The sequence below is a fragment of the Psychrobacter proteolyticus genome, from assembly GCF_038155145.1.
In the GTDB taxonomy this organism is placed as follows: Bacteria; Pseudomonadota; Gammaproteobacteria; order Pseudomonadales; family Moraxellaceae; genus Psychrobacter; species Psychrobacter proteolyticus_B.
The window spans coordinates 67742-80321 of sequence record NZ_JBAKAY010000004.1 but is presented as its reverse complement, the minus strand read 5'-3'; the positions used below and the strand labels follow the sequence as shown (position 1 = coordinate 80321).

Below are 12580 nucleotides of genomic sequence, written 5' to 3'. Positions count from 1 at the left end.
AAAACCAGATATCAGTAATGATCGATAGATCAGGAAAGGAATATAACTCATGAATATGAAACCACGTTCTATCGTGATAGCGACAAGCTTGGCAATGGCGGCGACTAGTATGTCTGCAACAGCTGCAAGCAGTTATGCAGATCAAATATCGGGTTCAGGCTTTGGCACAAGCAACAATAACATGAGCCAATCTCAGAACCAGAGCAATATTAACGTGTCTACCCAAGCATTTTCTGGGGCAGTGCCAGGGCAAGCAACGACTCAAGAAGCGGTCAATGCAGCAAGCTTACCAAGTCAATCAGTTATCAATACCACACGTCCTTATCAAGATATTAAAACTCAAGATATGATGTTCGGTGAGCAATTATTCCGTGGAGCATTTTCGACAACTTCAGGTTCGACCTTTAATGACAGTTATGTGATTAACCCTGGCGATAACGTCCAAGTAAGAATGTGGGGCGCTTACCAGTATGCTGCTACCATGACCGTCGATCCACAAGGTAATATTTTCTTGCCGAACGTTGGGCCAGTACGTGTCTCTGGTGTACAAAATGGCAGCTTACAAAACGTGGTCAAGAATGCTGTCAGTCGTATTTACCGCTCGAATGTAGGGGTTTATGCTTCATTAGAGCAGGCGCAGCCAGTTAAGGTGTTCGTCACAGGTTTTGTTAAACAGCCGGGCTATTACGGTGGTCTAGCAGCAGACTCGGTATTGTCTTATTTAGATAGAGCAGGCGGCGTTGACCCAACACGCGGTAGTTATATCGATATCCAAATCAAACGTAACGGTCAAATGCTACAGCAAGTCAATTTATATGACTTTTTGCTAGCAGGTAAATTACAGGCATTTTCATTCCGTGATGGTGATGTCATCACCGTGGCACCGCAGAAAAAGACGTTTGTGGTAAGCGGTCAAGTTCAAAACGAATATACCTTTGAGTTTGATGTGAATGATCTGACTATTGGTGATGTGTTGCAAGTGTCTAATCCAGCAGCCAATGCTACTAATGTCAGTATCACTCGCAGTGCAGGACGTGCACAAACGGCAGAGTACTACTCATTAAGTGAAGCCCAAAACGTTCCTGTCTATAACGGCGACCAAATGGTAGTAACATCAGATCGTTACGCAGGTACCATCGCTGTGCAGGTAAAAGGTGCACATACTGGTAATGGCGCAATGGTTGTGCCATATGGTGCGCGTCTAAAAGATATCGTGCCACAATTACAGCCAAGTCCGCTGGCAAAATTAACGCATCTAACCATCTATCGTGAATCTGTTGCTGAGCAACAAAAACGCATGATTAACGAGTCGCTCGACCGTCTAGAAGAGCTAACGCTTGCTACCCAGTCAACGACTCGTGAAGAAGCCGCATTGCGTCAAGATGATGCAGCATTGGTTAAACAGTTCGTTGCCAAAGCTCGCAATGTTCAGACGGATGGTCAAATCGTTGTTGTGCCAAATTCATGGCAAGATATTATTCTGCAACAAGGCGACATCATTGAGATACCAGCACAAACATCAGTCATTACAGTCAATGGTCAAGTACGAGCACAAGGCGCACTTACCTTTAATCCAGACTACACCGTTGGCGATTATGTGGCTAACTCTGGTGGTTTCTCTGATAACGCTGATACAAAAGATATCTTAATTATTCATCAAAATGGAGCGAGCCAAGTGGTCAATACTGCGTATCGTATCCAGCAGGGTGACGAGATTATGGTATTACCGAAAGTTAAAACTAAGCGTGTGGAGATTGCGCGCGGTCTATCACAGATTGTTTATCAGTTAGCAATTGCTGCCAAGGTTGTTCTAGATCTATAACGGTTAGCCAGTCATGACTTAATGATGACTGTTGAAAAGATTTAACCAAAATTAACGAGTAAAGGTATCAAAGATATGGCAAAAGAAGTAGCGAATGAAGTCAAGGTATCTACTATATCTACCTCTGATCATACGCTACTTTCGCCTTCGTCACAGTATCAATCACCAAAGCAGTTGGCAGTAGTTGGTAAAGGTATGTGTCGCAATAACTTGCTACTCTCGCAAGTGTTGCAAGCTGATATCCAGCGCTGGTATCCGTGGTCAGGTTTGCAACAAAGCTTAATAAATCACAAGAAAAAACCACAACCTGAGGCATTTATTGGATGGGGGCACAAGAAAAGCTTTCAACGAGCTGATAAAGCTGCCACTCGTCAGGACGTGAATACCTTAAGTATTGAAGATGGATTTTTGCGTTCATTGGATTCAGGTATTAGTAGTCGCCATGGCTTAAGCGTGGTTGTCGATGACATTGGCATCTACTTTGATATGACGCACCACTCACGCCTCGAGCAGTTGATTGTTGAGCGTACCAAGAGTACTAGCAATGATCGCGCAGCAGGCGAGGCACGTGCTCGTCATCTGATGGCACGTATATGCGAAGAAAACCTGAGTAAATATAATTCCATAATCGATTGTCCGTCGTTGGATAAATTGATTAATGAAGAAAATATTAACGAAAAGGAAAATGTTTCACAATCACATATCCTATTGATTGACCAAGTAGCAGGTGATGCCTCTGTTAAAGGCGCTGGTGCGAATAAACGTCAATTTAAGAAGATGCTAAAATCTGCATGCCACAACCATCCTAACGCCTATATTTGGATAAAGGCTCATCCTGCATCAAAATCAGGCTACTTATCCAACTTAAAACTGCCTAAAAACGTTAGGTTATTGACAGAGTCTCTCAATCCTATTGAACTGCTTAAGCAAGTAAGTGATGTCTATACCGTCAGCTCACATATGGGCTTTGAAGCATTAATGCTAGGTAAAAGAGTACATTGCTTTGGAGTCAGCTGGTATAGCGGCTGGGGGCTGACCGATGACGCTAACGCACCTAAAAACCTACTTAAAACAGTTCAAAAACGTCGTTTAGAGTCAGCTAAGATACTTCTCAGTAATAGAGGTTTGTCAAACTCAGCATTGTTTCCTGCGACGTCACATAAAACGCTTGAAACGTCATTAGAAACATTATTTTATAGTGCTTATATTGATTATAGTCGTTATGTAGATCCAGCAACGAAACAAGCTTGTGATATCGATACCGCCATTGAGTGGTTGATGACCAATCGGCGATGGCAAGCGCGCCTTGAAGGTGATTTGACGATATATGAATTTAGTCGTTGGAAGTTGCCATTTGTCAAAGCCTTTACAGACCTACCGCGTACGACATTGTTCGTTAAACCGAAACCGCGTCTAAAAAACCTTCTACATCCAGACCATTTCCGTGTCAACTACCAACAGCCTTTATTGGTATGGGGTTTGGCCAAACGTCAGCAAGTACAGAAGAAACTACAGAGTAAACTTGTTGAGCAAATTTTAGATATGCCAGCTATTTATTGTATGGAAGATGGGTTTATCCGATCAAATGGTTTAGGTGCTACTTTATTGGCACCACTGTCTGTTGTGATAGATAAGCAAGGTATTTATTACGATGCGACCCAGCCTTCAGACTTAGAAACATTGCTGCAAAATTGTCAGCCACTGAGTTCTGAACAGCGTCTTCGCGTAAACAAACTGCAAGACAAACTGCTGAATCAGCGGGTAAGTAAATACAATGTTGGGGTTGGTATAGATGTTTCTAGTATTCAAAATAACTCGTGGATGCAGGATGCCAAAATATCTGGAAGACGACGCGTTCTCATTATCGGTCAGGTAGAGGACGATTTGTCAGTACAGTACTGCGGCTCCACAATAAAGACAAACAGTGGTCTGATCGAACGTGTACGACAAGATAACCCAGACGCTTATTTGATTTATAAGCCGCATCCCGATGTTGAAGCAGGATTGCGAGCAGGTAAAGTATCAGAAGCCCATCTACGACAAGTTCAAGCGGTTGCCTACGATACTGCGATGCCTGATTGCTTAGAATGGGTGGATGAGGTTCATACGATCAGCTCACTGACTGGTTTTGAAGCCTTGCTGCGTGGATTGGACGTCACCTGCTATGGATTACCATTTTATGCAGGTTGGGGATTGACCACAGATATTGACGAGCAGTCTTTACCGAAAGCCACCTACTTAAAAAGACGTCAACGAGATATAGCTTTGACTCTTCAGCAGCTAATATATGGCGCACTTATATGTTACCCGTTGTATCGTCTACCTGACGGCTATGGGCTGGCACAAGTAGAGCAGGTGATTGATTATTTGTATCCTCTCAAAGACTCACAGCTGCTTGCGAGTAATGAAGAATCGCAATCTAAAATGGCTAGTACTTTAAATAGTTCATCTAAGACTGTGGCCTCGTCTTTATCTACAAAATTGAAACGTCACGCGACTATACGTTTTATGCAGCAACGTCATCGATGGCAACAGAAATTGCGTAAAATGTCTCGTTGATTTATTAGAGTAGCACCATATAATTGCATTGCGACAAATAGGTGCTTTTTCGGTATAATCAATTTTACGCTATTTGTTTTTACACGGTTGTACGACCTTTCTCATTTTTATTTCTTATTTTCTCATTTAATGGTAGCCCTGTATTATGGCAGCTTCGATGTCTCACTTGCTTACTCATCGACACGTCTTGCTACTACAAGGGAAAATGGGTGGGTTTTTTAATCGCTTTTCGTCATTCTTGCAAACTCAAGACATTAAAGTAAGCAAAATCAATTTTAATGCAGGCGATGCCTTTTTTTACCATCACGACAATACCTACGAATATACCAATACATTAGCGCAATTTTCCTCTTGGTTACAGGTGTTTATCCAAGAGCATGATATTGATGCGATTGTATGCTTTGGCGATTGTCGACCGCATCATACTCAAGCGGCGTGTATCAGTGAGAAGCTGGGTATTTCATTTTTTGTCTTTGAAGAAGGGTACTTGCGTCCTGATTACATTACCTTACAAGAGCATGGGATTAATGGCTATTCACGTCTAAACACTGCTGAGATTAAAGCACTTAAGAAAGCCAATGATCAGCCTTTATATACACATAATCGATTTTATCGCCTCAGTATCGCAGCCATCGTCTATTACATTATTGCTTGGCTTTATAAAAGCCGTTATCCACATTATTCGCATTATCGTGGTATGACCGCTTGGCAAGAGGCCATCGCTTGGTTAAAAGCACCGTGGCGGAAGCTACGAGGATATTTGCCAGATAAACACCTGCAAAATAAACTGACCAAGCAAGAAAGTAACAATTACTTTTTGATCAGTTTGCAAGTACATAATGACTCACAGATTACCCATCATAGTGATTATCGTGATGTGGTACAGTTCATTGACGAGTCTATCGCAAGCTTTGCAAAATTTGCTAATCAAAAACAGCTACTCGTGTTTAAGCATCATCCATTAGATCGTGGTCATAGAGACTATCGGGAGCTGGTAGCCAGCCTAGCAGAGCGCTATCAAGTATCTCATCGTGTTTTCTATGGCTGTGATATGCACCTGCCAACTTTGATGAAATACAGTATTGGCATGGTGACTATTAACAGTACGACAGGCTTGCAGTCGGTTTATCATAAGAAACCCACTAAGGTTATGGGTCGTGCAATTTATGATATTCCTAAGCTAACAGATCAAAAGCCGCTTGATGATTTTTGGCAGCAGCCTAAAGGCCCAGATAATGAATTTTATTTGAGATTTCGTGAGTACCTGATAGAGCAAACTCAAATAAATGGTGCTTTTTATGGTAGATCGCCATGGATGTATAAGTATCTGTACCAAACTGGCAGTGAAACGACAGACGTAGATATGTCTAAAACCAATTTACCCTAGTCATTTGTTTGCTTTTGTTTCTAAAAAGTTATAGTAACTATAATGGTATCTATATAAAGAAACGAAGTTCAACAAGTGTAACGATTGTTGCGTTATCCTTTTTTAGCTTGTCATTTCATCTGCAAGTCACATCTCTTCTAACAAAATCGCCTTACTTTGCAGTGGAAAACTGCTAGAATACTCTTTTATGTCTGCGCATAAGAGTTAATGTGCTTGGCTATGGGTTTTAGACGGTACTATTAGCCGAATCGGCTTGTTATAACGGTTAACCTTCAAAGAAGTACAAGCATCTTATCAATTGTATCTGACAGTATTTATTTTTTAGTTTTATTATTCTATCACCCTTAATTTAGTAGGCGCTTTGTGACTGCATTAGCCAATATTCGTAACTTTTCAATCATTGCCCACATTGATCATGGCAAGTCGACCCTTGCCGATCGTTTTATTCAAATGTGCGGTGCCTTGCAAGATCGCGAGATGCAGGCGCAGGTGCTCGACTCAATGGATATTGAGCGTGAGCGCGGTATCACTATTAAAGCACAGTCAGTAACACTGTTTTATGATCATCCAAATGGTGAGCGTTATCAGCTTAATTTCATTGATACCCCTGGTCACGTCGATTTTTCATATGAAGTTTCGCGTTCATTAGCAGCTTGTGAAGGTGCGCTATTGGTTGTTGATGCCGCTCAAGGCGTAGAAGCGCAGTCAGTGGCCAATTGCTATACAGCCGTTGATCAAGGCTTAGAAGTCATGGCGGTGTTAAATAAGATTGATTTACCGCAAGTTGAGCCTGAGCGCGTCATTCAAGAAATTGAAGATATTATCGGTATCGATGCCGTTGATGCACCGCGAGTATCAGCCAAATCTGGTCTTGGTGTTGATAAGCTGCTAGAAGCGCTAGTAGAGTTTATTCCGGCACCAACTGGTGATCGTGAAGCACCACTGCAAGCACTAATTATTGATTCTTGGTTCGATAATTATTTGGGCGTGGTCTCATTGGTACGGGTGCGTGAAGGTACTATACGTAAAGGTGACAAGTTATATATCAAATCGACTCAAGAGGCACATCTAGTTGGCTCGATTGGTGTCTTTACCCCTAAACCTGTAGATACGGGTGTTTTAGAAGCAGGGGAAGTCGGCTTTGTTATTGCGGGTATTAAGGATATTGCCGGAGCACCAGTAGGCGATACTATCACTCATGCTAAGACCCCTGATGTGGATCGTATCCCAGGCTTTAAACAAGTCACGCCACAAGTCTATTCTGGTATGTTCCCAGTAGATTCGAGTGATTTCGAAAAATTCCGTGAAGCTTTGCAAAAACTGCAAATTAACGATGCTTCGCTGTTTTTTGAGCCAGATACGTCGGATGCGCTTGGCTTTGGTTTCCGCTGTGGCTTCTTGGGTATGTTGCACATGGAGATTATCCAAGAGCGTCTAGAGCGTGAATATGATCTAGATTTGATTACTACAGCGCCTTCAGTTATTTACGAAATTGAGAAAAAGAACGGTGATGTAATCTATGTAGATAATCCATCACATCTACCTGAGCCAAACAATATTGAAGAGTTCCGTGAGCCAATTGCCCGCTGTCAGATTTTAGTACCGCAAGAATTCTTAGGCAATGTAATGACGCTATGTATTGAGCGTCGTGGCGTTCAGGTTGATATGCGTTTTATGGGTCGACAAGTACAGCTGATATTTGATATCCCAATGGGCGAAGTGGTCATGGATTTCTTTGATCGCCTAAAGTCAGTCTCACGTGGTTTTGCATCGCTAGACTATAATTTTGAACGTTATCAAGCCGATAAGTTGGTGAGAGTTGATGTACTAATCAATGGCGATAAAGTTGATGCCTTAGCGATGATCGTGCACGAAACCCAATCACGTTATCGTGGTAATGCCCTAGTTACTAAGATGAAAGAGTTGATTCCACGTCAAATGTTTGATGTTGCCATTCAAGCCGCTATCGGTAGCCAAATCATTGGTCGTAGTACGGTAAAAGCCATGCGTAAAGACGTATTAGCAAAATGCTATGGTGGCGATGTGTCACGTAAGAAAAAGCTATTGTCTAAGCAAAAAGCTGGTAAAAAACGTATGAAGCAAGTAGGTAACGTGGAAATTCCACAAGAAGCCTTCTTAGCTGTGTTGCAAGTTGATAGCTAATCGCTAAACGTAACCTAAGATAGACATTGTAGATAACAGTCAAATGTAGTGAGTCTTATCGTAAAGGTGTTAGATAAGCCGCTCGTTAATAGGCAATTTGGTATGGATTTTGATTTTAATTTAATTTTAGTGCCGTTAACTATAGTCCTAGGAATTGTTTGGCTGTTAGACAAGTTAGCGCTCAAACAGCGCAAAACTCGTGGTCGAGGTCAAGAAGGCTTACTAGTTCGCTGGGCTTATGACTTTTTCCCTGTGTTAGCAGTGGTATTGATAGTACGCTCATTTTTAATTGAGCCATTTAATATCCCATCATCGTCTATGGTGCCGACGCTATATACGGGTGACTTTATTGCTGTCAATAAGTATGCATATGGCGTGCGCCTGCCGTTAACCTACAATAAGGTGCTAGATACTGGTGAACCTGAGCATGGTGATGTGGCAGTGTTTCGCTATCCTGAAAACCCGAGCATTTATTATATTAAACGCGTTATCGGTTTGCCTGGTGACACCGTAAGCTATAGTCAAGGCACGTTATCTATCAATGATGTACCTGTTGAGACTAAGTCTGTAGATTTCGCGGCAAATGCTGAATTGACTTCACAGCTATACTTACCAGGTCAGGTTGGTCCAGGTCAAGTGCTGACTGAGGAGAGTGCTTCTGCAATGGGTCAGCAAGAAGAAGATGCGGCACAATATTTTGAAGAAGTACAAGGTGACAACAAGCACCTCGTGCGCTATTTAGACGGTATGAACAGTTCACAGTACGCGCTATTTTTGCAGCAACAATCACCAGAGGTGGTTGAGTCAGAGGGTACTGAGTGGCGCATTGACGTGCCAGAGGGTCAGTATTTTGTGATGGGTGATAACCGCGATCGCAGTGCAGACGGTAGATTTTGGGGCTTCGTTCCGGATGAAAACCTAGCAGGTAAGGCAGTTTATATTTGGATGCATAAACCACCTGGTCTTAATCTACCAACCTTTGAACGTAATGGTACTATCAATTAAGGCAATGTGATTGCTTAGCGATTGATTTATCTATAATAGTTTTATGCTAATATCATTGCTATCTAATAAATAGCTATTTATTATTTATACACTTATTCAAAATAGTCGTTTATCTTTAGAAGGATCTTATAATGCAGCAATTATCTGGTTTGGCTACGCAGCGCGGTGCCAGTGTGACAAACATTGTTCTCATTATTATGCTTTTGGGTATTGCGACCAAATTGACAGTAGCTATCGTACCAGCTCAAATTGGTGACTACCAATTGACAAAGCTTTTGAGTGCACAGCTAAAAGAAGCCAATAGTAATAACGAAACAGCTAAGCAATTCGTTGAGCGTGTTGATAAGCAGTTATCAATTAACGCAGATTACGATACTAAAGCCGAAGACGTATTTACCTTTACTGATAAAAAAACAGGTCAATTGGCTATTCATAAAGAATATGCAATAACTAATAACTTTTTTAGCAATGTTGATATTATTAACCGTTTCGAGGGTGACGTCGAAATGGCAACAGCAGAGTAAGTCGCAATAGTACGACATAGCACCTTCATTATTTCATAAGATATATCAAATAATATTATTAAACTAAATCTGTCAAGCAGAAGGGATAACCACAAACCTCGCATGAAACCAACTTTGCACCATTCCCAAGCGGCTTCTACTTCCCAAAAAAATAGTACATCTGTTGACACGCTTGTTGTTAGCTCGGAATTTATTCAGCGGTTAGCAGTATTAACGCGTAAGTTAGGCTACGAGTTCAATGACTTGAGTCTACCTAAACTTGCGTTAACGCATCGCTCATTTGATAGCAAAAAAAACTATGAGCGCCTAGAGTTTTTAGGTGATGCACTTTTAGGGATGATTGTGGGTGAAGCTTTATATCATCGTTATCCTAGTCAAAATGAAGGGCGCCTAACGCGTATGCGTGCAACACTGGTGCGCCAAGAGTCATTGGTAATTATCGCCCAAAACCTAGAGCTGTCTAACCATCTTATATTAGGAGTAGGTGAGCGAAAAGGTGGCGGTCGCAATCGTGCTTCTATACTGGCCGATGCCGTAGAGTCTCTAATTGGTGCTATCTATTTAGACAGCCAAGATATGGATATTACTCGCAAATGTGTTCTCTCTTGGTATGGTGATCTGATTGATAATGTCAATGACCAAAAAGCGCTGAAGGATGCTAAGAGTCGGTTACAAGAGTGGCTACAATCTAAGCAGTTTGACTTGCCCAACTACGAACTCATGGAAACGCGTGGTAATGCACCGCATCAAATTTTCGTTGTACGTTGCCATGTAAATATCAATAACTGTCCTGATATTACTGAATCTGGTGAGAGCCGCCGTATCGCTGAACAGAAAGCAGCAGAGCTTATGATTAACCAACTACATAAATTGCCAGGATCTGCCAAAAAACGTGTATAGCCGATATCCATAAACGCATTTTTAGATGCATAGTATCGGTTTAGATTGGTTTATAACTTGGCAAACATACATTAAAACTACCTCACATATTATTTATTTTAAAACTTTAAATGTCTCTAGCCCGTTTTTAATGGTGACTAAATAAATTTAGCATCAACGACTGTTCGGCTAGACACAAACCCTATAGGATTAACTTATGAGCAATCATACTGATTTGCCATCAAACAATGAAGACAGCACCCAAAATTTGGGTAAGAATACAGATATTGATTCAAGCCAAAACAATATCGAAGTTACCAAAGAGATTCATGCTACTGATGCAGAAGATATTGCATTAGACAATGATATGGCTATTGAAGAGTTTTTTGCACCGAGTGGCAATGCTCGTATGGCTGATGATTTTAGAGCAGGTTATGTGGCCATTGTTGGACGTCCAAATGTGGGCAAGTCAACTTTGATGAATCACTTATTGGGTCAAAAGCTGTCTATTACTTCACGCAAACCACAAACCACCCGTCATCGTATTCATGGAATTTTGTCAAACCATGAAATGCAAGCGGTGTTTGTTGATACACCAGGTATTCACCGTAACGAAGTACGTGCTATTAACGAACGTATGAATAAAGCGGCGGTATCGGCGTTAGTAGATGTGGATTTAGTACTGTTTGTTGTTGATTCAGATCAATGGCGTGACGATGATTTATTGACCTTGCAAAAGCTCGGTGAGACCAATCTAACAGTCGTATTGGTTATTAATAAGTCAGATACTCTAAAAGATAAAGGCAGCGTGCTACCGCTTATCGAAACTTTCAACGATAGTTTCGATTTTGCTGATATCGTTCCTGTATCTGCACTAAAAAATCAAAACTTAGATCGTTTGCAAGAAGTGATTGCTTCGCATTTACCAGTCGCCGCTCCTATTTATGATACAGAGCAAATCACTGATCGCTCTGAGCGATTTTTGGCCAGTGAAATTATTCGCGAAAAAATCATGCGTAGTGCGGGTGATGAAGTGCCATATGATTTAACCGTACAGATTGATGAGTTTAAAGACGAACCTGCACATACTGATCCAAAAACAGGGCGTCCGCGCAAAGCTTGTACTTTCATCGATGCGACTATCTATGTTGAACGTGGTGGTCAAAAAGCCATCGTTATCGGTGATAAAGGCCAGCGTATCAAACAAGTTGGTATGGATGCTCGTAAAGATATGGAGCAGTTGTTTGGTAAGAAAATCATGTTAACTTTGTGGGTCAAAGTGAAACGTGGCTGGTCTGATGACGAGCGTGCGTTGACCAGTTTGGGCTATTGATAGCGGTTAAGAACGAACGCTTCAAAAGCACTATCTGCCTTTTAGCTATTTAGGTAATAAAAAATGCGTAATGAAGCGCTCGTCGGGTATTTATTGCATCAGCGTCCTTATCAGGAAAAGCGCGCTTTGTATTATCTTTTTTCTCAACAACATGGTGTAATACATGGTGTTGGGAAAAAAGGCGCGCCGCTATTTAAGCCGTTACAGCTTTTTGCTACTGGTAAACGCGACTTAAAAACCTTTAGTCAAATTAATATTGCTTCGCAAGATATAGCCCAAGCTGATAGCGTTCAAAAAGACAGTATTCAAAAAGACAGTGTTCAAAAAGGTAGTACACCTGCTGTCTTAGAAGCCGTACCTTACGCTAATATCAGCGGCCAACATCAGTATGCCGCACTATATATAAACGAGATTCTGTGGCGGCTATTACCTACTGAAGACCCAATGCCAGTATTGTGGCAGCATTATCAAATTAGTTTACAACAACTCAAGCAGCCCTTAAGTAATAGCGAGCTTCGTCTCTGTCTACGTCAGTTTGAGCAGTATCTATTTACCGAATTAGGATTCACTTTAACGTTAACGCATGACAATGTTGAAGACCCCATCGAGTCTGATTGTACTTACCGTTTTTTACCGGATGTCGGTTTGCTCCCTGTATTAGTACATAATGAAGAGTCTGAGCATTTAGCCAGTGAGTCTGGACAGAATGTTTTTAAGGGTGCGGATATCATAGAAATGGCACGTTTAGGTATTACTGAACAGACGCTGAGCTATTGGTCAAAGCTACATCGACATCTTATTGATCATTTGCTTGATTATCAGCCGCTACAAAGTCGTCTGTTATGGCAGCAACAGCAGCGTTATCAATAACTGCATTCTCAAATATCATCGTAGTATCAACTATATAA

Annotated in this window: 9 protein-coding genes; all 9 read left to right on the top strand. The window is 41.5% G+C overall.

The window, feature by feature from the left end:
- The first annotated feature begins 49 nt into the window (after nt 1–49).
- Nucleotides 50–1822, top strand: a complete 1773-nt coding sequence (locus V6252_RS06280) for a polysaccharide biosynthesis/export family protein (RefSeq protein ID WP_341609772.1) — start codon at nt 50–52, stop codon at nt 1820–1822.
- A gap of 75 nt (nt 1823–1897) precedes the next feature.
- Nucleotides 1898–4381, top strand: coding sequence for a capsular polysaccharide biosynthesis protein (locus V6252_RS06275; RefSeq protein WP_341609771.1), 2484 nt, complete (start codon nt 1898–1900; stop codon nt 4379–4381).
- Nucleotides 4382–4526: 145 nt separating this feature from the next.
- On the top strand, nt 4527–5768 hold the full coding sequence (locus V6252_RS06270; protein WP_341609770.1) for a capsule biosynthesis protein: 1242 nt from the start codon (nt 4527–4529) through the stop codon (nt 5766–5768).
- A 363-nt stretch (nt 5769–6131) separates the two neighbouring features.
- Nucleotides 6132–7931 carry a translation elongation factor 4 gene (lepA, locus tag V6252_RS06265; RefSeq protein ID WP_101204270.1) on the top strand — a complete coding sequence of 600 codons (1800 nt, stop codon included), beginning with the start codon at nt 6132–6134 and terminating at the stop codon, nt 7929–7931.
- A gap of 102 nt (nt 7932–8033) precedes the next feature.
- The gene (gene lepB / locus V6252_RS06260; RefSeq protein ID WP_341609769.1) at nt 8034–8936 is read left to right on the top strand and encodes a signal peptidase I; all 903 of its coding nucleotides are present in this window, start codon (nt 8034–8036) and stop codon (nt 8934–8936) included.
- A 131-nt stretch (nt 8937–9067) separates the two neighbouring features.
- Nucleotides 9068–9460, top strand: a complete 393-nt coding sequence (locus V6252_RS06255; protein ID WP_341609768.1) for a DUF4845 domain-containing protein — start codon at nt 9068–9070, stop codon at nt 9458–9460.
- A 102-nt stretch (nt 9461–9562) separates the two neighbouring features.
- Complete coding sequence (gene rnc, locus V6252_RS06250) at nt 9563–10360, top strand: ribonuclease III (RefSeq protein WP_341609767.1); 798 nt, start codon at nt 9563–9565, stop codon at nt 10358–10360.
- 346 nt (nt 10361–10706) lie between these two features.
- Nucleotides 10707–11672: a GTPase Era gene (gene era / locus V6252_RS06245; protein WP_057762330.1), complete on the top strand. Its 966-nt coding sequence runs from the start codon at nt 10707–10709 to the stop codon at nt 11670–11672.
- 63 nt (nt 11673–11735) lie between these two features.
- Complete coding sequence (recO, locus tag V6252_RS06240; RefSeq protein WP_341609766.1) at nt 11736–12542, top strand: DNA repair protein RecO; 807 nt, start codon at nt 11736–11738, stop codon at nt 12540–12542.
- Nucleotides 12543–12580: the final 38 nt, after the last annotated feature.

Coding starts and splice junctions, on each gene's coding strand:
- V6252_RS06255 (WP_341609768.1), top strand. CDS start 9,068: ATGCAGCAATTATCTGGTTTGGCTACGCAGCGCGGTGCCAGTGTGACA.
- V6252_RS06280 (WP_341609772.1), top strand. CDS start 50: ATGAATATGAAACCACGTTCTATCGTGATAGCGACAAGCTTGGCAATG.
- era (WP_057762330.1), top strand. CDS start 10,707: ATGGCTATTGAAGAGTTTTTTGCACCGAGTGGCAATGCTCGTATGGCT.
- lepB (WP_341609769.1), top strand. CDS start 8,034: ATGGATTTTGATTTTAATTTAATTTTAGTGCCGTTAACTATAGTCCTA.
- recO (WP_341609766.1), top strand. CDS start 11,736: ATGCGTAATGAAGCGCTCGTCGGGTATTTATTGCATCAGCGTCCTTAT.
- V6252_RS06270 (WP_341609770.1), top strand. CDS start 4,527: ATGGCAGCTTCGATGTCTCACTTGCTTACTCATCGACACGTCTTGCTA.
- V6252_RS06275 (WP_341609771.1), top strand. CDS start 1,898: ATGGCAAAAGAAGTAGCGAATGAAGTCAAGGTATCTACTATATCTACC.
- rnc (WP_341609767.1), top strand. CDS start 9,563: ATGAAACCAACTTTGCACCATTCCCAAGCGGCTTCTACTTCCCAAAAA.